Source organism: Bartonella sp. MR168JLCBS (genome assembly GCF_042194175.1).
In genome coordinates, this window is record NZ_JBHIMP010000001.1 from 194754 (window position 1) to 215777 (window position 21024).

Below are 21024 nucleotides of genomic sequence, written 5' to 3' on the forward strand. Positions count from 1 at the left end.
ATTATGAATGATGATCAATCAAAAAAAAGGCTGGGTCGTGGATTAGCGGCATTAATTGGGGATATCAGTTTAAACAGCGATATTACACGTTCATCAAATACTGACAAATTTACAGAGTCCGATACAGCTTCTCCTGTTTCTGAACGATTTGTTCCACTTGAATCTATTTCGTGCAATCCACATAATCCGCGACGCCATTTTACCGATTCAGAACTTGATAATTTAGCACAATCAATTCGCCAGCACGGTGTTGTTCAACCTGTTATTGTAAGACCATCACGTGATCATCCTCATCGTTTTGAATTAATTGCTGGCGAACGGCGTTGGCGTGCTGCACAGCGAGCTAATTTAAATAAATTACCTGTTATTGTTCGCGATGTAGATGATAAAACGGCTTTGGAATTGGCAATTATTGAAAATGTTCAACGTGCCGATCTTAATCCTATCGAAGAAGCAATGGGATATGAAATTTTGCTGAATGAGCATGGATATACGCAGGCAGATTTAGCGCAAGTTATTGGAAAAAGTCGCAGTCATGTTGCTAATACGCTTCGTTTGTTAAAACTTCCACCAAAAGTACAACAATTCTTAACCGATGGACAACTTTCCGCTGGTCATGCACGCTGTCTTATCACTGTTGAGAATCCACAGGATTTAGCCGAAAAAATTATTCGCGAAGGGCTTTCTGTGCGCCAAACGGAAATACTTGCGTATGAACAAGCAAATCCAAAAGTCAAAAAACGAACTGCTGTTGAGAAAGATACAGAAACAAAATCTTTAGAAAAATTACTTGCAGATGTTATCGGAATGAAAGTGACTATCCGGCATGGCAAAAAAGGTGGTGATTTAAAAATACGCTACTCTTCACTAGAACAATTAGATGATATTTGCCGGCGTTTGCAAAACTAGTTAATTGTCTAAAATAGTACGAATTCTATCGATATATTTTTGATCGAAATTTAAATCATCTGAAGATATAGTATTTTTTCATTGAAGAGGATTTCTTTATCTTCAAAGGCTATTATTGCAGCAAAGTTGCTTGAAGAGTCATGAGATCAATAATGTAATCTTTAGGTGAGAGATTATGTTTTCTTAAAAGATCTGTTAGTTTTGATCTAGAAAAAATAGAAGCAATGAGTCTTTTAATGCTGTTATCATTTCCGGTATTGGATACCTCTGGCTCTGGAGGTAAATCCTCAATTTCTTTGTTTTAGTTATTCTATTTTTAAGAGGAAATATTCTGTTAAAGGATAATTTACAGTGATATTTGGATGGCTGCTAGGGAGAGAACAAATAGATTGTTTGTTCCCTTTGCCATTGTTATTTGAATATATGTTAAAAAAGAGAAAAGAAAAAACAAACTCAATGCCAATTTAAACATGATCAAAATTTATCCTTTCTTTTCCAAATTTCAGTGAAGACTTTTCCGTTTGCGAAGTTAATCATTTGTTCAAAGTAGCATGAATTCTATTTACAACGCCCTCTTAAAGCAACAAGCATTCTATACATATATTTTTTACCAAATTCCAAATTATCTGAAACTACAGCATTTTTTTTATCAAAAGAAATCTCATCTTTTTTGAGAACTTCAAGAGGAAATAACAGCATTGTTAATGTTGCTTGAATGGCGAGGCGACCTATAACAAAATCTTTAGGTGTGATATTATTTTTTCTTAAAATATTCATTAATTTTGGTTGATTAGAAATAGAAGCTACTAATCTTTCAATACTGTCATCGTGTTCAATTTCAATATCAGATGCTTTTTCAGTATTGGATACTTTTGATTCTGGTGGTGAGTTTTCACACTCTTCTTTATTAATTTGTTCCATTTTAAAAAGCAAATCTTCCGTTAAGATGTAATTTGCGATGACATGCGGGAAATTGAATTTATTGGCTGTTTCCTTTTTCTTTGTTGGGTTACAAATTTTGCTTTCAACAGCCAATATTCTATACATATGTTTTTTACCAAATTCCAAATTGCTTAAAAACACAGTTTTTTTTTCATCAAATTCAAAACCCCAGCTAAGCGCCATCAATATTCCTTCAAACATATTGCAACCAACAGCAAAATCTTTAGGTGTGATGTTATTGTTTTTTAAAATACTCATTAATTTTGGTTGATCAAAAATATAAGCGGTAAATTCTTTAATACTACTGTTATATGGGGTATTAGATGTTTTTAACTCTGGCAGTAAATTTTCATATTCCTTTCCAATTTGTTCCATTTTTAAAAGAAAGTCTTCAGTTAGGGTGTAATTTTCAATGAAATGCTGGAAATTAAATTGATTGTCTATTTCCTTTGCCATTGTTAGTTGAGTATGTATTACAAAAAGAAAAAGGAAAAAAAAATGTAACACGAGCTTAAACATGGTTAAAAATTATCCTTTCTTCTTCGAATTTCAGCAAAGACGTTTTCATCTGTTTCTTCTTCCATTGCAAGGCTTCTTCGCAGTGTACTGTCATCCCAGCGGAGAAAGGGATTGGTAGCTTTTTCTTGCCCTAAGGTTACTGGTAAAGTCATAGTATTTTTTGCATGTAGCAAAAAAACTTCTTCTACTCTTTGACGAAGTTTCTGATTATGTGGATCAAGTGTTAACGCGAAAAGAGCATTGTTTTTGGTATATTCATGACCGCAATAAAGAAGTGTCTTATCGGGAAGTTGACGAAGCTTTTTTAAAGAGTTCAGCATTTGAGCAGGTGTTCCTTCGAAAAGGCGTCCACAACCGAGTGAGAAAAGTGTATCTCCAGCAAAGAGTAAACCTTCTTCAGGAAAATAATAAGATAATGCGCCCGAAGTGTGACCAGGTGTTGAAAGAGCCAAAAGTGGGTGAGAACCAAAGAGAAGTTTTTCATCAGGTTGAAGTGTTTGATCAAGATGGTGAATCTTTTCTTTTTCTGCTTCTGGTCCGATAACCATAGCGTTGTATACTTGTTTTAATTCTTCCAATGCTTCTACATGGTCGTGATGATGATGAGTTACAAAAATAGTCTGAAGTGTCCAGTTACGGCGTTTTAAGGCGTCATGAATCGCTTCACCTTCAGGAGCATCAATTGCAGCTGTGTAGCCACTTTTTTCATCATGAATGAGTACACCAAAGTTATCTTTTCGACAAATAAACTGTTCAATCAACATGTTTTTCTCCTGAACAGTGTTTGGTGATGAATCTATAGAATAATATATAGTGGTGAATTTTTTTAAGAATCAGATTTGTCCTCTTCTGTGAAAAGTCCTTTTGAATGTTTCATAATGATAGGCATTTGGGTAAGCATAAAGAGGACTGTTAGGGGCATGACGCCAAATACTTTAAAACTTGTCCAAAAATTGTCGCTAAAATTACGCCAAATAATTTCATTCAAAAGGGCAAGAAAAACGAAAAAGAATGCCCAACGATAGGTAAGTTTTTGCCAGCCTAAATCATCAAGTTTTAATGTAGAATCAAGAGCATAACGTAAAAGTGGTTTTTTAAAACACATACCACCAAAAAGGATGAGCGCAAATAAGCTATTAATAATTGTTGGTTTCATTTTGATGAAAGTATCGTTGTGAAGCCAAAGAGTTAAAAATCCAAAGACTAGAACAAAGATTCCTGAAAGAAGAGGCATAATAGGAATTTGTCTTGCAAGGATCCATGATAAGCTTAGAGAAATAATAATCGCTATCATAAAAATAGCTGTTGCAGGGAAAATAGGTTTACTAAAATTTTGAAAAAATCCAATGTTTTTTATTAACCATTCTCCCTTATAATTGGCAAAAAAGAAGGCAACCAACGGACCCATTTCTAAGAGAAACTTTATGGTTGGTGAGAGAGGGGGGGTCTTATTGTTATTCATATTTTTTTCAGAATTATTGCGTGAATTAGAGTTAGATAAAGGCTGTTTCATGTATGTTTTCCTGCGATAGTTTCGGCAAAGTCAGAAGCAGAAAAAGGTTGAAGGTCTTCAATATTTTCTCCTATACCGATAAAATAAACGGGTAATTTATATTTTGCTGCTATAGCGACAAGAATTCCTCCTCGTGCGGTTCCATCTAGCTTTGTCATGACTAAACCATTAACACCAGCAATATCACGGAAAATTTCCACTTGGTTGAGTGCATTCTGTCCGGTAGTTGCATCAAGCGTTTGAAGGATTGTATGGGGTGCTTGGGGGGTGTGTTTTTTTAAAACACGAATAATTTTTGCCAACTCATCCATCAATTCAGATTTATTTTGTAAACGCCCTGCTGTATCAATAATTAATACATCGCTGTTTGCTTTTTTTGCTTTTTCATAAGCATCAAAGGCTAAGCTGGCGGCATCTGCACCCAATTTTGTCGAAATAACAGGAGAATCAGTACGTTTACCCCAAATATGCAATTGCTCAATAGCTGCGGCTCGGAAAGTATCACCAGCTGCAAGCATAACTTTTAATCCCCCTGCTGTTAATTTTGCTGCAAGTTTTCCGATTGTTGTCGTTTTTCCAGTTCCATTTACACCTACCAGCAAAATAACATGAGGTTTATAGCTGAGATCAAGCTCTAATGGAATTGCAACAGGTTCCAGAACTTTTTTGACCTCATCAGCTACAATAGTATGAATATCGTCTGGGGAAAGATCTTTTCCGTAACGACTGGAAGCTAAAGTATTTGTGATGCGTGTCGCCGTTTCTACTCCAAGATCAGCTTGGATAAGGATATCTTCGAGCTCTTGCAATGTATCTTCATCAAGTTTTCTTTTAACAAAGAGGTCGCCAATTGATCCGCTTAGGCGTTGTGAAGAAAGAGATAGACTTTTTTTAAGGCGCCCAAACCACGCTATCTTTTTTTGTTCAACAGAAGGTTCAGATAAAATTTCTTCATTCTTTTTTTCACGGATGTTGTCTGTGACAATAATTTTACCAGAAAGAGGAATTTTATCAGAATGGGATTCTAGAAATGGAGATTTTTTATCATATTTTGTAAGTGTTAACTCTCGATTTTTTGTTTGCTCTTCTTTTTCTGTGTATATAGAGATTTGGTTATTTTTTGTCCTTTCATTTTTGTCTTTATTTTCTTCCATTATATCGCTTTTATCAGGAATAGAAATCTGTTGTTTCATTTCCTGCTCTTGAGATTTGTTAAAAGAGAATATTTTTTTAATAAAAGATTTCGTCATAAGAATTTTCCTGCTCAAGCAGCGTTTAATTTTGGAAGGACAGCAATCAATTTATCGCCATCATGATCAACGATAAGGGCTTGAACAATTGTTCCTGCTTTTGCACCTTTAACTTGTACAAGAGTATAATCTTCTGTTCGTCCGATTTCATCTTTTTCAATGAGAACTGTTTGTAGACTGTTTTGCAAATGAGCAAGATGCTTTTGGTAAGCCTCTTCACCTGCTTTACGTAATTTTTCAGCACGCATCTTAACTATTTTACGGTTGATTTGTGGCATACGTGCGGCAGGTGTTCCTTCTCTTGGACTAAAGGGGAAGACATGGAGATGGGTTAAATTACAATCTTTGATTAAAACAAGACTGTTTTGAAACATCTCTTCTGTTTCTGTAGGAAAACCAGCAATTAAGTCGGCACCATAAACCATTGTAGGACGTTTGGCACGCAACTCTTGGCAAAATTGAATGGCATGTTCGCGTAAGTGTCGCCGTTTCATCCGTTTTAAAATCATATTATCACCTGCTTGCAAAGATAAATGCAAATGGGGCATGATCCTTGTTTCATAAGCTAAAAGATTAATGAGTTCTTCGTCTGCTTCAATAGAGTCAATAGATGAGAGGCGTAATCGCGCTAAGTCAGGGACATGATGCAAAATTGCTGAAGTTAATTTTCCTAGAGTAGCTTTTCCAGGAAGATCGTGGCCATAACTTGTAAGGTCAACACCTGTAAGGACAACTTCTTGGATACCCTCACCGATCAGCTTTTTAATTTGTTCTATGACAGCACCCATGGGAACAGAGCGAGATGGTCCTCGTCCATAAGGAATAATGCAAAATGTACAGCGATGATCACATCCATTTTGTACCTGTACAAAAGCGCGGGTGCGCTCTTGCATTGCACTGACCATATGTGGAGCAATTTTTTGTACTTCCATAATATCATTGACACGCACCTTTTCGGAATGGTTAATACCAAAATCAGGAAGTTGACGATAAGAATGGGCGTGAAGTTTATCTTCGTTTCCTAAAACGAGATCCACTTCTGTCATTGAGGCAAAATTTTGTGCTTCTGTTTGGGCTGCACACCCTGTTACAATGATACGTGCATGAGGATTTTCACGTCGTGCTTTGCGGATAGCTTGTTTTGCTTGTCGTACGGCTTCGGTAGTGACAGCACAGGTATTAAAGATAATAGCACCATCTTTAAGCTGATCTAGCCCTGAAGAAGTACTTTCTTTGCGAATGATTTCCGATTCGTAGCTATTAAGCCGACAACCAAAAGTTACAATTTCTATTGCCATCAGGAGTGATCCTTTTTGTAGCACCCTGTTAAAGGGCTTAAAAAACCACTAAATTGATATTTTATTGGTCCTGTCATAATAACGTGATCATCTTCTCGGTAAAAAATATTAAGTGTTCCCTTTGGTAAGTTTACATCAATATGGCGTTGTGTAAGACCACGACGATAAGCAGCCACTGCACTTGCACAGGCAGCACTTCCACATGCTTGTGTTAATCCTGCTCCTCGCTCCCATGTCCGTAAATTTAGACTTTTCTTTGACGTTATGCAAGCAATGGAAATATTGCACTGTTCGGGAAATAGGGGATCATGTTCAAGTTTTGGTCCATATTTTTCTAATGGAATATGTTGAATATCATTTTCAACAAAAAAGATAGCATGGAGATTGCCAATGGATATGAGACAAGCATCTTTTAGAGGACCAGCCGTAATTTCTACGTGATTGGTATCAACTATTTCACGTGAAACAGGCATCTCTTTTGCATTGAAATTTGGGCATCCCATATCAACAGAAATGAGATTATCGGTTTGATATGTCCCTTCAATAATTCCAGCGGGAGTTTCTAAACGAAATTTTTCACCAAAATTGTGATCTTTAAGCCATGCAACGACACAGCGGGTACCATTGCCACAAGCTTTAGCCATTGATCCGTCGGCATTCCATATTTCTATGCGGAAGTCGGCTTTTTTCTGGGTTGGTGTGTGGATAGCCATGATTTGATCAAAATGCATTTCGGGATCTGCTGACAAAGCAAGGATTGCTTGTAGTGTAAGAGCATGAGTGCTTTCACGCATATCAATAACAATAATTTGATTTCCAAGACCGTCCATTTTGCTAAATGGCGTTTTCATGAAACTTCTCTATTTCTAATGATTACTTATAAAGAAATATATGACTGAAAATCTTATAAATTTCTAGTCTTTAATAAAGATAAAATTGGGTACATAAATTATTTCGTTTAAAAATAAGTGATTTTAACCTGTTTTTTTTAATTTGTTAATTTATCTTTGTAACTATAACAAATATTCACTTAATTTTTTTTGTGAACTTATTTATTGTCGTGGGAGAGAGTACAGATATGTCGTTTTCAAAAATTTCGTTTTTCGTTGCACTATCAACTGTAATGCTTTTAGGGGGATGTTCAACAACACGGTTTGACAGTAATGACGGTAGTAACGCATTAGAAGTTTTTTATCCATCTCAACAAATGACAACATTGGAAGTGTCTGATCTGTCATCTACTTCTTCGTCGATATCTGAGGCAGCAAACGCTTCGATGTATGAAAAAGGAGATTCTCAGAGTGATGGACGAATGGCTAGTCTCGAATTGCCAAGTAATGCTACTGATTTATTTCCTGCAAGTGTTGCTGGTGTATGGAATCTTTCTATGGGGGGTAAAGTTTGTCGGATCGCAACGCCGCAAACAAAGTTTGGACAAGGGTACCGCGCTGGTCCTTTACACTGTCCAGGAATTGCTTCCCAAGTGAGATCGTGGGCTGTTAAAGGAAAAAGATTATATTTTTATAATAACTCTGGACGTGTTATCCTTGCTCTCTACTCTTCAAATGTTGATCGTTTTGAGGGACGTACACTTGATGATCATCCCGTTGTTTTAAGTCGTTAAATCATTTTTGATCGTTTATGAAAAACTAAGCTAGACGGGCAGATTCGTGAAAAGTATTTGTATTTTTCATTGAGAACGGTTTGAAAAAGGTTATTTGGATGATTCTCGTTTCAACACGTTATAAAGAGCTTGTCTCTAAAGGGGAGGTTTGTTTTGATCCCGCTCAATTAGCTATAACAGAATATTTTGACCATTTATTAAAAAAAATTGCGGAACAAAACATCTCTCGTCCTTGGACTTGGATATTTTGCTTTTTCTTTAATAGAATATTTAAGAGGAAAAAACAAAATATCTCTTGTGTTGTAAAACAAGGGGATGAAAAAGGTTCTTTTCAGGGGTTGTATGTTTTTGGTGAAGTAGGACGGGGCAAAACCATGCTGATGGATTTGTTCTTTTCTTGTTTGCCTAAAGGTCATAAAAAGCGTGCTCATTTTAATGATTTTATGACTGATGTGCATGAGCGTATTAATTTTTATCGTCAAGCATCTGGGGGTGAAAAGTTTAAACAAGATAATCCTATTTTAGCTGTTGCTGAAGATCTTGCACGAGAAGCAAAGGTACTTTGTTTTGATGAGTTTAGTGTAACAGATATTGCTGATGCTATGGTATTGGGGCGGCTTATTTCTGCTTTGTTTGATAAAGGAATTTTCTTTATTGCGACTTCAAATGTGGCGCCGGATAACCTTTATTATAACGGTTTAAATCGTGAACTCTTTTTGCCTTTTATTCAAGTTTTGAAAGCATATGTTCGTGTTGTTAATCTTGATGCAAAAACAGATTATCGTCTTGAAAAATCAAATCTACAGCCTGTGTATGTAGCACCTTTAGGGAAAAAAGCAGATGAATGCATGGATCAAGCATGGGCACTTGTATTGCAAGGACATAAGGAGATATCTGATGAGCTTTCTATAAAAGGGCGCCTTATTCCTATTCCGCGGGTTGGTGCAGGATGTGCACGCTTTGATTATGGAGATTTATGTGCAAAGCCTTTGGCAGCGGCTGAGTATTTGGTATTAGGGGAGAATTATCATACGATTTTTATTGATAATGTACCGGTCATGGATGATACATGTCGCAATGAAACAAAACGGTTTATTTTGCTTATTGATATTCTTTATGAGCGCCACATACGGTTATTTATGTCGGCTGCGGCAGAGGTGGGAGATTTGTATAAAGGGCATGCGCAGATTACGGAAACATTTGAATTTCAAAGAACACAGTCACGTCTTTTTGAAATGCAAAGCCACGATTATTTAAAACTTTGGGAAGAACATTTTCTTTTGAAGAAGAAGCATTGATTATACTTTTACCTTTACGTAAACTGTAAAAACAATAACTCTTTGAAATTAAAGAAATGTAATAATTCTGTTGTATTTTTTTAAAATTCACTTTATCGATACATCGTGATAATTTTCTAATAGTTGTTTCAGCGGAGGGTTGTTGTTTCTGTAAGGAGAAAAATTTGTAAATTTCATTTCTTTACTCCTTTTTATGATATTGTTTGAATATGGTTGAAGTCAAAAATATTCAGTATAGGGACGCTGATGGGTGTGCGCTGAATTATCTAAAAGTTAGGAAAAAATAAAATGGCACGGAAAAAAATAGCTCTCATTGGTTCAGGTATGATTGGTGGTACTTTAGCACATATTATTGGGCTTAAAGAGCTTGCTGATGTGGTCTTATTTGATATTGCAGAAGGTGTGCCACAAGGTAAGGCTCTAGATATCGCCGAATCTTCTCCCGTTGATGGTTTTGATATCAGTCTAAAAGGTGCTAATGCTTATGAAGCAATTGAAGGTGCTGATGTTGTTATTGTAACAGCAGGCGTTGCGCGAAAACCTGGTATGAGCCGTGATGAACTTTTGGGCATTAATTTAAAGGTTATGGAACAAGTTGGAGCTGGAATTAAAAAATACGCTTCTTCAGCATTTGTTATTTGTATTACCAATCCCCTTGATGCAATGGTGTGGGCATTGCAGAAATTTTCAGGTCTCCCTACACATAAAGTGGTTGGTATGGCTGGTGTTCTTGATTCAGCGCGTTTTCGTCATTTCTTATCTGAGGAATTTAAGGTCTCTATTAAAGATGTGACAGCGTTTGTTTTAGGGGGGCACGGTGATACAATGGTTCCTCTCGTGCGTTATTCAACAGTTGGTGGTATTTCTTTGCCTGATCTTATAAAGATGGGCTGGACAACACAGGAAAGAATTGATCAAATTATCCAGCGTACCCGTGATGGCGGTGCAGAAATTGTTGGTTTGTTAAAAACAGGTTCTGCTTATTATGCACCAGCAGCTTCTGCTGTTTCTATGGCTGAGGCCTATTTAAAGGACACTAAGCGTGTTGTGCCTGTTGCAGCTTATCTTTCAGGAGAATATGGGGTTAATGATACCTACGTTGGTGTTCCTGTTGTAATTGGTGCAGGTGGTGTTGAACGAGTCATTGAAATTGATCTTGATAAAGAAGAAAGAGGTGCTTTTGATCATTCAGTAAATGCAGTTAAAAAGCTTTGTGAAGCTTGTATTGCTCTTGTGCCTAGTCTCAAGTAAATTGAACAAGATTTAATTCATTAAAACTAAGTATTTAGAATATTAAAACTTTAGGATTAATAATGATCCATAAAAGAAAAGGACAAATGCATGAATATCCATGAGTATCAGGCCAAACGTCTGCTTCATGAATATGGAGCACCAATTGCAAATGGTGTTGCTGTTTATTCTGTTGAGCAAGCTGAAAAATGGGCGGAAAAATTGCCCGGACCTCTCTATGTGGTTAAAAGTCAGATACACGCTGGTGGTCGTGGTAAGGGTAAGTTTAAAGAACTTGGTCCTGATGCAAAGGGTGGTGTTCGGCTTGCAAAATCTGTTGAAGAAGTTGTTGCAAATGTTCAAGAAATGCTTGGTAAAACTTTGGTAACCAAACAAACGGGTCCAGAGGGTAAGCAGGTCAATCGTCTTTACATTGAGGATGGTGCTGATATTGAAAGGGAGCTTTATCTTTCACTTTTGGTTGATCGTAGCGTTGGTCGAATTGCTTTTGTTGTTTCAACAGAAGGTGGAATGGATATTGAAACGGTTGCTGAAGAGACACCAGAAAAAATATTCACGCTTCCCATTGATGCTGTAGAGGGTGTTACTTCGGTTGATTGTGCAAGACTTTGTGATGCATTGAAACTACAAAGTAGTGCGCGAGAAGATGGTGAAAAGCTTTTTCCGATTCTCTATAAGGCATTTTGTAAAAAAGATATGAGCCTTTTAGAAATCAATCCGCTTATTGTGATGAAAGATGGTCGTTTACGTGTTCTTGATGCAAAAGTTTCTTTTGATAATAATGCTCTGTTTCGTCATCCAGATATTTTAGAATTACGCGATCTTTCAGAAGAGGATCCAAAAGAAATTGAAGCATCAAAGCATGATCTTGCTTATGTTGCTCTCGAGGGTACGATTGGTTGCATGGTTAATGGTGCGGGTCTTGCTATGGCAACAATGGATATTATCAAACTCTATGGAGCTGAGCCTGCAAATTTTCTTGACGTTGGTGGTGGAGCGTCAAAAGAAAAGGTGACAGCTGCTTTTAAAATTATTACGGCCGATCCAAATGTTAAGGGCATTTTGGTTAACATTTTTGGTGGTATTATGCGTTGTGATGTCATTGCTGAAGGTGTGGTTGCTGCTGTTCGTGAGGTTGGTTTAAAGGTTCCCTTAGTTGTTCGTCTTGAAGGCACTAATGTTGAGCAGGGTAAAGCAATTATTAATGAAAGTGGTTTGAATGTTATTCCTGCTGATGATTTAGATGATGCTGCCCAAAAAATTGTTGCAGCCGTGAAGGGAGCTTAAGCTATGTCGATTCTTGTGAATAAAGAGACAAAAGTTCTAGTTCAAGGGCTTACAGGAAAAACAGGAACATTTCATACAGAACAGGCGCTTGCTTATCATGATACGCAAATGGTTGGGGGTGTTAATCCTAAAAAGGGTGGAGAAACATGGGAAGGTTCAAAAGGCGAAACTCTTCCTATCTTTGCTAATGTTGCAGAAGCAAAGGAAAAAACAGGCGCGGATGCTTCTGTTATTTATGTTCCTCCTGCAGGGGCTGCGGCAGCTATTATAGAGGCTATTGAAGCTGAAGTTCGTTTAATTATCTGTATTACGGAAGGTATTCCCGTTATGGATATGGTTAAAGTGAAGGCGCGATTAGAAAACTCAAAGTCTCGTCTTATTGGTCCTAATTGTCCTGGTATTCTTACACCAAATGAATGTAAAATTGGTATTATGCCTGGTTCTATTTTTAGAAAAGGTTCTGTTGGGGTTGTTTCGAGGTCGGGAACTTTAACTTATGAAGCCGTTTTTCAAACGAGTCAGGAAGGTCTCGGGCAAACAACTGCGATAGGGATTGGTGGCGACCCTGTTAAGGGCACTGAATTTATTGATGTGTTGGAAATGTTTTTAGCGGATGATGAAACTCAGTCTATTGTTATGATTGGGGAGATTGGTGGTTCTGCTGAAGAAGAAGCAGCACAGTTTCTGCAAGATGAAGCAAAAAAAGGTCGTAAAAAACCAGTTGTTGGCTTTATTGCTGGCCGTACAGCTCCTCCAGGACGTACAATGGGACATGCTGGTGCTGTTATTTCTGGTGGTAAAGGTGGAGCAGAAGATAAAATTGCGGCAATGGAATCAGCAGGGATTCGAGTGTCTCCTTCACCATCACAGATAGGTAAGACTTTGATGTCAGTTTTGAAGGGCTAAAAGAAAATTTCACCTGAATAAGAAAAAATTCTTAGATTCAGGTGAAAAAACTTGAGTATAAAAAGGTAAAACTTTTTTGAATGTTTGAATCATTGCTTGTTTTGTAAGCATTTAAAGGTCGAAAAGAGATATAAGGAGACGGAATAGATGTTCCGGAGAGGTATATGGCAAGGCAGGACGAAATAAATAGCCTTTTTGCACAGACATCATTTCTTTATGGTGGCAATGCGGATTATATAGATCAACTTTATGCTCAATATGAAAAAGATCCTACCAGTGTTGATTCACAGTGGCGTGCTTTTTTTGAAGGACTTCATGATAATAAAGAAGATGTTCTCAGAAATGCTGAAGGGGCAACATGGCAAAGTGATCATTGGCCAGTAAAGGCAAATGGAGAATTGGTTTCTGCTCTTGATGGTGATTGGTCTTCTCTTGAAAAATATCTTGGTGATAAATTAAAGGAAAAAGCAATAACAGGTGCTGCACAAAAGGGAAAAACTTCCAGTGAGCAAGATATTATTCGTGCAACACGTGATTCCGTTCATGCAATTATGATGATTCGTGCGTTTCGAGCACGGGGGCATCTTCGTGCGCGGCTTGACCCTCTTCAATTGGCCGAAAAACAAGAAGATTATAAGGAACTTTCTCCAGAAGCTTATGGTTTTACTCCAGCTGATTACGAGCGTCCCATTTTTATTGATAATGTTTTAGGGTTGGAATATGCAACTATTCCACAAATGCTTGAAATTCTCAACCGTACATATTGTTCAACAATCGGTGTGGAATATATGCATGTTTCTGATCCGGTTCAGAAAGCATGGCTTCAAGAACGCATTGAAGGGCGAGATGAAAAAATTTCTTTCACACAACAAGACAAGAAAGCTATCCTGAAAAAGCTTATTCAGGCAGAAGGATTCGAACAGTTTTTAGACACTAAATATAAAGGTACAAAGCGTTTTGGACTCGATGGTGGTGAGGCGCTGATTCCCGCTCTTGAACAGATTATCAAATGTGGTAGTGCTTTAGGGGTACAGGAAGTTATTTTAGGAATGGCACATCGTGGTCGTTTAAATGTTCTTTCACAAGTTCTTGCCAAGCCGCATAGGGCTATCTTTCATGAATTCAAAGGGGGATCTTATAAGCCTGATGATGTGGAGGGATCCGGTGATGTCAAATATCATTTGGGAACTTCAGCTGATCTTGAATTTGATGGTAAAAAAGTTCATTTATCGCTGTTGGCCAATCCATCTCATCTTGAGATTGTTGATCCGGTTGTTATGGGAAAAGCACGTGCTAAACAAGATCAACTTATGGGACTTGCACATACTGATTTACTCTCATTAAGTGAGCGTTCAAAAGTGATGCCATTGCTTATTCATGGTGATGCTGCTTTTGCGGGACAAGGCGTTATCCAAGAAACTTTTGGTCTTTCAGGTCTTAAAGGTTATCGTGTTGCAGGCTCACTTCATGTTATTATCAATAATCAGATTGGTTTTACAACATCTCCACGTTTTTCACGTTCTTCGCCTTATCCATCAGATGTTGCAAAAATGATTGATGCACCAATTTTCCATGTGAATGGTGATGATCCTGAGGCAGTTGTTTTTGTTGCCAAAATAGCAACAGAGTTTCGCCAAATTTTCCATAAACCGGTGGTTATTGATATGTTTTGTTATCGCCGTTATGGGCATAATGAAGGTGATGAGCCTTCCTTTACGCAACCGCTTATGTATAAAGCAATTCGTAATCATAAAACAACACTTCAACTTTATAGTGACCAATTGGTAGCAGAAGGGGTGATTTCTTTAGAAGAGATTGAGCAACAAAAAAAATTATGGCGCGATAAGCTTGAAGGTGAATTTGAAGCAAGTGCTTCTTATAAGCCTAATAAAGCTGATTGGCTTGATGGAAGCTGGACGGGACTCAAAGCTTTTAGTAGTTCTGATGAACAACATTCTAGAACAACCGGTGTTGAATTAAAAATTTTAAAGGAAATTGGTCAGAAAATTGTCGAAATTCCGGCAGATTTTCACGTTCACAAAACCATTCAACGTTTTTTAAATAATCGTGCTAAAATTTTCGAAACCGGTGAGGGTGTTGACTGGGCAACCGCTGAAGCTCTAGCTTTTGGTTCTCTTTGTTTGGAAGGAGCACCGGTTCGTCTTTCCGGTGAGGATGTTGAACGGGGAACTTTTTCACAACGTCATTCAGTTCTTTATGACCAAGAAAATGAGGCGCGTTATATTCCTTTGAATCATTTACAAAAAGGGCAAGCGCTTTATGAAGTTGTTAATTCTATGCTTTCTGAAGAAGCTGTTCTTGGTTTTGAATATGGATATTCTCTTGCTGAACCACGAGGATTAACACTTTGGGAAGCACAATTTGGTGATTTCTCTAATGGTGCACAGGTCATTTTTGATCAATTTATCTCATCCGCGGAGCGTAAGTGGCTTCGTATGTCTGGTCTTGTGTGTTTATTGCCTCATGGTTTTGAAGGGCAAGGGCCGGAGCATTCTTCTGCACGTTTAGAACGGTTTCTTCAACTTTGTGCGGAAGATAATATGCAGGTTGCTAATTGTACAACCCCTGCAAATTATTTTCATATTTTGCGTCGACAAATTAAGCGTGACTTCCGTAAGCCATTGATTTTGATGACACCGAAATCACTTTTACGTCATAAGCGCGCTGTTTCTCTTCTCAATGAAATGGGGCCAGAAACAAGTTTCTGTCGTGTGTTGCTTGATGATGCAGAATGTCTCAAAGATTCTGTCATTAAGTTGCAGAAAGATAATAAAATTCGCCGTGTCGTTCTTTGTACTGGTAAGGTTTATTACGACCTTTATGAAGAACGTGAAAAAAAGGGTATTGATGATGTTTACCTCCTTCGTGTTGAACAACTTTATCCTTTCCCTGCTAAAGTTTTGGTGAATGTGTTGTCGCGCTTTTTGCAGGCGGAAGTTTTTTGGTGCCAAGAAGAACCAAAAAACATGGGGGCTTGGTCATTTATTGAGCCTTATTTGGAATGGGTTTTGACGCATATTAATGCGCAATATTCACGTGCTCGTTATGCAGGACGTCCTGCGAGTGCGTCACCGGCCTCTGGGTTAATGGTGAAACACCTTGAACAACTGGCTGCGTTTCTTAAAGACGCGTTAGGTTCTTAATTTATTACTACTCTGATGTATGGAAAAATATTATGACTACTGAAATTCGTGTTCCTACTTTGGGCGAATCGGTTACCGAAGCAACGATTGGCAAATGGTTTAAAAAACTTGGCGAAGCTGTCGCTATGGATGAGCCTTTGGTTGAATTAGAAACTGATAAGGTGACCGTTGAAGTTCCTTCTCCTGTTGCGGGAAAATTATCTGAAATCATTGCAAAAGAAGGCGATACGGTTGAAGTAAATGCTCTTTTAGGAGTGGTGGAAGCTGGAGAAGCTGGTGTCTCCCAATCATCTTCACCTTCTGCTACACTTGTTCCAGCGGCTTCATCTGAATCAGAGAAGCCTGCTTCGAGCAGTACAATGCCTCCTTCTCCTTCAGCAGCAAAATTGATGGCTGAAAATAATGTTGCAAAAAGCGATATTTCAGGTTCTGGAAAACGTGGACAAATTCTTAAAGAAGATGTTCTTGGTGGATTAAAACAAAGTACAAATGCCTCTACACCCTCTTCTTCTGCGACGAGTTCTTCGGCAGCTCCTGTCCAAGAAACACGTGAAGAGCGGGTTCGTATGACGAAATTGCGTCAAACAATTGCTCGCCGTCTTAAAGATGCACAAAATGTAGCAGCAATGTTAACCACATTTAATGAGGTTGATATGTCAGCGGTGATGGATTTGCGCAAGCGTTATAAGGACCTTTTTGAAAAGAAACATGGTGTTAAACTTGGTTTTATGGGCTTTTTTACCAAAGCTGTTTGTCATGCATTAAAAGAACTTCCTGCTGTTAATGCCGAGATTGATGGGACAGATATTGTTTACAAAAACTATGTCAATGTTGGAATTGCTGTTGGAACGGATAAAGGGCTTGTTGTTCCAGTAGTGCGAGATGCAGATCAAATGTCATTGGCAGAGATTGAAAAAGAGATTGGTCGTTTGGGGCGTCTTGCGCGTGATGGAAAATTAGCCGTTTCTGATATGCAAGGGGGAACTTTTACCATTACCAATGGTGGTGTGTATGGATCGTTGATGTCAACACCGATTTTGAATGCACCACAGTCTGGTATTTTGGGAATGCATGCGATTAAAGAGCGAGCAATGGTTGTTGAGGGCCAAGTTGTGATCCGCCCCATGATGTATTTAGCGCTTTCTTATGATCACCGTATTGTGGATGGGCAAGAAGCTGTAACTTTCCTTGTGCGTGTTAAGGAAAGCTTAGAAGATCCGGAACGCCTTGTTCTTGATTTGTAAAATACAGTTTTCAGGATGAAAGGAGAAACGGATGTCTTATGATGTGGCTGTGATCGGAGCAGGTCCAGGTGGTTATGTAGCAGCAATAAAGGCTGCACAACTAGGACTTAAAGTAGCGATTATTGAAAAGCGTACAACATTAGGAGGAACATGTCTCAACGTTGGTTGTATTCCTTCTAAAGCGTTGTTGCATGCTTCAGAAGTGTTTTCTGAAACCCAGCATGGTTTTGAAACACTTGGTATTTCTATTGGCAAATCTAAGCTTAATCTTGAACAAATGATGGTTCATAAGAAAGCTGTGGTGACAGCCAATACAAGTGGCGTTTCTTTTTTGATGAAAAAAAATAAAGTTGATACTTTTTTGGGGACAGCTAAAATTTTGAGTGCGGGTCATGTGGAAGTTGTTGCCAGAGATGGTAATAAACAAACAATTGAAACAAAAAATATTATTATTGCTACGGGCTCAGAGAGTTCAGGCATTCCAGGTGTGAATGTTGAAATTGATGAAAAGACTATTGTTTCTTCTACGGGAGCCCTTTCACTTGAAAAAGTACCAGAGCATATGATTGTAGTGGGTGCTGGTGTTATTGGTTCAGAACTTGGATCAGTTTGGAGCCGTTTAGGTGCTAAAGTTACCATTATTGAGTATCTTAATAAAATTTTGGGCTCAATGGATGGTGAAGTTTCACGGCAATTTCAGAAATTAATGGAAAAACAGGGGATAGAATATAAGACGGGAACAAAGGTGACAGCTGTTACACAATCTGGCTCAACTGCTCAGGTGACTTTTGAAGCCGTCAAAGGTGGTGCAGCTGAAACTTTAGAGGCTGATGTTGTGCTTATTGCTACTGGACGTTCTCCGTATACGGAGGGGCTTGGCTTAGGGGAGGCTGGTGTTCAGTTAGATGAACGCGGATTTATTGCAATTGATGCCCATTGGCAGACGAATGTTCCAGGAATTTATGCGATTGGTGATGTCGTAAAAGGGCCAATGTTAGCGCATAAAGCAGAGGAAGAAGGCGTTGCTGTGGCAGAAATTTTGGCAGGTCAAAAAGGGCATGTTAATTTTGATGTTATTCCTAGTGTTGTTTATACACAGCCGGAAATTGCTAGTGTAGGAAGGACAGAAGAAGAGCTAAAAACTGCTGGTATTGAATATAATGTTGGCAAATTTCCTTTTATGGCTAATGGTCGTGCTCGTGCAATGCAAAAGAGTGATGGGTTCGTTAAAATCCTTTCTGATAAAAAAACAGATCGGGTATTAGGGGGGCATATTCTTGGATTTGGTGCTGGTGAAATGATCCATGAAATTGCAGTTTTAATGGAATTTGGTGGTTCATCAGAAGATCTGGGGCGTTGTTGCCATGCACATCCTACCTTATCAGAAGCCGTGCGTGAGGCAGCTTTGGCAACATTTGCTAAACCACTTCATATTTAAAAAGCTTTTAAAAAGTACATTTTAAAAGTCATAGGAGGCAGAAAATATTTGTGAAGCATACAACAACATTTTAAAACTTTAAAAAGGAATACAACCAATTGTATTGAAATATTCCGTTTGTTGTATGCTTTTCTATAATTATTGTTTTAAAATTCAGTTGTGTAGTTTTTATTGATTATCCTGTTGTGTATTATTGTTTAGAGCGGTGGTGTTTGTTTGGTTTATGTAAAGTTTTACATATGGGGTGGTTTTTATACTATTATAAAATATTTAGGATAGGGTTCTGAGCCTATTTGCGTGCTTTGTTTTAAGAACACATCTCTCAAAATGCGCAAACCTATTTCACGATGGTGCTCGTGAATGGTATAGCTGTAAAGTTCCTCTTGAAATATATAAAATTCATTCAAATTGTTATAAGACCTATTTGTGCATCATCATCTTTATGTTTAGTAAAAGTATACGCTGACATTATAATGCACTTTTTCAGTTCTCAATATTACTAAAGCTCTTTATTATTTGAGAGTTTTTATAAGAGAAATTTTTACTCACACGCTCGCTTTGTTTGTGATGTGCAGGAAAAAGATATTAATTGATTCAATGTGAGGGAGTTTGTGATAAGAGAATCTTATAATATTCAGCGTTATGAATCAAGTTGAAAGTGATATTTATTGTTATAAATCAATGTGTTATATATGATAATGAATCATATGAAGAGAGAAGCCAAGAGGAATTCGCTCAAAGAAATTGAATTGTTTAATGATTGGTGTGGGTTAAGGATATTTGTCATTTAAGATGAAGAGGGGAGGGATTGAATATTCTACAAAATACCACTCTTTTTTAAAAGAGCGGTATTTTTATATCTTTTCTTTATCACACTATCTTTTTGATGATAATGACAAGTTATACAGTGTGATTAAATTAGTTTTTGCTTCTCTGTTTTTCTTGATCATTGCTTGTTATGTCTTAGAAAGATGATATGTTTCTTCTTTAAGGTTGTTAAGAAATCGTAATGTTGCCAAAATATAACGAATAACTAAAATTTTTTTGAAAACCATAATTACATGAGAATATTAAGTTTGTTTTCATTGGGCAGTTTTCTGATAACTTAAAAAATCAAGCATATGCTTTCTATAGGTATAAATTTAAAATTCTAATTTTTTATCCTCTTGTTGTTCTCTTATAAAAGTGGGAAGCCCCATACGATCAAGATATTTAAGGAAAGGGCGGGGTGGTAATTCCTCTACATTGACCATAGTCTTAACATCCCATTCGCCTGTAGCAATGAGAAGGGCTGTAGCAGCAGCTGGTACGCCAGCGGTATAGGAAATGCCTTGTGCTCCAGTTTCATGAAAAGCTTGTTTGTGATCGGCTATATTATAGATAAAAATTTCTCGCAGGTGTCCATCTTTTTCGCCTTTAATAAGATCTCCGATACAGGTTTTTCCTGTGTAGTCTGGGGCGAGAGAGGAAGGGTCGGGTAAGACGGCTTTCACGACTTTCAAGGGCACGACTTCTTGACCTTCCGCCGTTTTAATCGGTTGTTCGGATAAGAGTCCGAGGTTTTTTAGAACCGTAAAAACAGTGATATAACGTTCACTAAATCCCATCCAGAAACGGACATTCTCCACATCGAGATTTTTCGATAATGAATGAATTTCATCATGCCCTGTCATATAGGCTTTTTGTTTTCCAACAATGGGGAGATCCCATTCATGGCTGATTTCAAACATTTTATTGGAAGTCCATTTTTTATTTTGCCATGACCATACTTGTCCTGTAAATTCACGGAAGTTAATTTCTGGATCAAAATTTGTAGCAAACCAACGCCCATGATTTCCGGCATTAATATCAATAATATCAATATCTGTGATTTTATCAAAATAATTATCGCGCGCTAATGCTGCATAGGCATTCACTACACCTGGGTCAAAACCTGCTCCTAAAATAGCGGTTATACCAGCTTTTTCACATTCTTGACGCCGAGGCCATTCATAATTGCCATACCAAGGAGGTGTTTCACAAATTTTCAAGGGGTCTTCATGGATCGCTGTATCGATATAAGCGCATTTGGTTTCAATACAAGCTGAAAGAACAGACATATTAAGAAAGGCAGAACCAACATTAATGACAATTTCGCATTTGGTCTTTTGGATGAGCTTTATAGTTTCTTCTACATTCATGGCATTGAGCGAATGGCTTTTGAGAACACCCTGTTCTTTCATTGTGTTTTTTTCTTTAATAGAAGCAATGATGGCTTCACATTTTTTGAGTGTTCGTGAAGCAATATGAATTTCACCAAGAATATCGTTGTTTTGAGCACATTTGTGTGCAACAACTTGTGCAACACCTCCAGCACCAATAATGAGAACATTTTTTTTCAT

General features: G+C 37.7%; 16 protein-coding genes. 9 read left to right on the forward strand and 7 right to left on the reverse strand.

All coding sequences use genetic code 11. The annotated features are described in order from the left end of the window. The first annotated feature begins 3 nt into the window (after positions 1 to 3). Positions 4 to 909: a ParB/RepB/Spo0J family partition protein gene (locus ACFIK8_RS00705; protein WP_375644348.1), complete on the forward strand. Its 906-nt coding sequence runs from the start codon at positions 4 to 6 to the stop codon at positions 907 to 909. A gap of 558 nt (positions 910 to 1467) precedes the next feature. On the opposite strand, the gene ACFIK8_RS00710 is transcribed toward ACFIK8_RS00705, so the two are convergent. From ACFIK8_RS00710 to dapF, 6 genes are all read right to left on the reverse strand, one after another. Then, positions 1468 to 2307: a hypothetical protein gene (locus ACFIK8_RS00710; RefSeq protein ID WP_375644347.1), complete on the reverse strand. Its 840-nt coding sequence runs from the start codon at positions 2305 to 2307 to the stop codon at positions 1468 to 1470. Between the two features lie 65 nt (positions 2308 to 2372). Further along, positions 2373 to 3134, reverse strand: a complete 762-nt coding sequence (gloB, locus tag ACFIK8_RS00715) for a hydroxyacylglutathione hydrolase (protein ID WP_375644346.1) — start codon at positions 3132 to 3134, stop codon at positions 2373 to 2375. Positions 3135 to 3196: 62 nt separating this feature from the next. After that, complete coding sequence (locus ACFIK8_RS00720) at positions 3197 to 3883, reverse strand: septation protein A (RefSeq protein WP_375635351.1); 687 nt, start codon at positions 3881 to 3883, stop codon at positions 3197 to 3199. Next, positions 3880 to 5133, reverse strand: coding sequence for a signal recognition particle-docking protein FtsY (gene ftsY, locus ACFIK8_RS00725; protein WP_375635350.1), 1254 nt, complete (start codon positions 5131 to 5133; stop codon positions 3880 to 3882). Before ftsY ends, ACFIK8_RS00720 begins: the two co-directional genes overlap by 4 nt. Before the next feature lie 14 nt (positions 5134 to 5147). Beyond that, on the reverse strand, positions 5148 to 6431 hold the full coding sequence (gene mtaB, locus ACFIK8_RS00730; RefSeq protein ID WP_375644345.1) for a tRNA (N(6)-L-threonylcarbamoyladenosine(37)-C(2))-methylthiotransferase MtaB: 1284 nt from the start codon (positions 6429 to 6431) through the stop codon (positions 5148 to 5150). Then, complete coding sequence (gene dapF, locus ACFIK8_RS00735; protein WP_375635348.1) at positions 6431 to 7282, reverse strand: diaminopimelate epimerase; 852 nt, start codon at positions 7280 to 7282, stop codon at positions 6431 to 6433. The genes mtaB and dapF overlap by 1 nt, the downstream gene beginning before the upstream one ends. A 227-nt stretch (positions 7283 to 7509) precedes the next feature. Here dapF and ACFIK8_RS00740 point away from each other — a divergent pair, with 227 nt between their 5' ends. From ACFIK8_RS00740 to lpdA, 8 genes are all read left to right on the forward strand, one after another. Beyond that, a complete protein-coding gene (locus tag ACFIK8_RS00740; protein ID WP_015857108.1) occupies positions 7510 to 8055 on the forward strand; it encodes an AprI/Inh family metalloprotease inhibitor in 546 nt (181 codons plus the stop codon). Between the two features lie 98 nt (positions 8056 to 8153). After that, positions 8154 to 9353, forward strand: coding sequence for a cell division protein ZapE (zapE, locus tag ACFIK8_RS00745; RefSeq protein ID WP_375635470.1), 1200 nt, complete (start codon positions 8154 to 8156; stop codon positions 9351 to 9353). 288 nt (positions 9354 to 9641) lie between these two features. Continuing rightward, the gene (mdh, locus tag ACFIK8_RS00750) at positions 9642 to 10604 is read left to right on the forward strand and encodes a malate dehydrogenase (RefSeq protein WP_375635347.1); all 963 of its coding nucleotides are present in this window, start codon (positions 9642 to 9644) and stop codon (positions 10602 to 10604) included. A gap of 90 nt (positions 10605 to 10694) precedes the next feature. Further along, a complete protein-coding gene (sucC, locus tag ACFIK8_RS00755) occupies positions 10695 to 11891 on the forward strand; it encodes an ADP-forming succinate--CoA ligase subunit beta (protein ID WP_375635346.1) in 1197 nt (398 codons plus the stop codon). Positions 11892 to 11894: 3 nt separating this feature from the next. Further along, the gene (gene sucD, locus ACFIK8_RS00760; RefSeq protein WP_375635345.1) at positions 11895 to 12797 is read left to right on the forward strand and encodes a succinate--CoA ligase subunit alpha; all 903 of its coding nucleotides are present in this window, start codon (positions 11895 to 11897) and stop codon (positions 12795 to 12797) included. 164 nt (positions 12798 to 12961) lie between these two features. Then, positions 12962 to 15961 (forward strand): 2-oxoglutarate dehydrogenase E1 component, encoded by a 3000-nt coding sequence (locus ACFIK8_RS00765; protein WP_375652541.1) that lies wholly within the window; start codon positions 12962 to 12964, stop codon positions 15959 to 15961. Between the two features lie 32 nt (positions 15962 to 15993). Beyond that, positions 15994 to 17205 carry a 2-oxoglutarate dehydrogenase complex dihydrolipoyllysine-residue succinyltransferase gene (gene odhB / locus ACFIK8_RS00770; protein ID WP_375644341.1) on the forward strand — a complete coding sequence of 404 codons (1212 nt, stop codon included), beginning with the start codon at positions 15994 to 15996 and terminating at the stop codon, positions 17203 to 17205. Positions 17206 to 17236: 31 nt separating this feature from the next. After that, positions 17237 to 18643 (forward strand): dihydrolipoyl dehydrogenase, encoded by a 1407-nt coding sequence (gene lpdA / locus ACFIK8_RS00775; RefSeq protein WP_015857101.1) that lies wholly within the window; start codon positions 17237 to 17239, stop codon positions 18641 to 18643. Positions 18644 to 19785: 1142 nt separating this feature from the next. On the opposite strand, the gene ACFIK8_RS00780 is transcribed toward lpdA, so the two are convergent. Beyond that, positions 19786 to 21024: a saccharopine dehydrogenase NADP-binding domain-containing protein gene (locus tag ACFIK8_RS00780; RefSeq protein ID WP_375644340.1), complete on the reverse strand. Its 1239-nt coding sequence runs from the start codon at positions 21022 to 21024 to the stop codon at positions 19786 to 19788.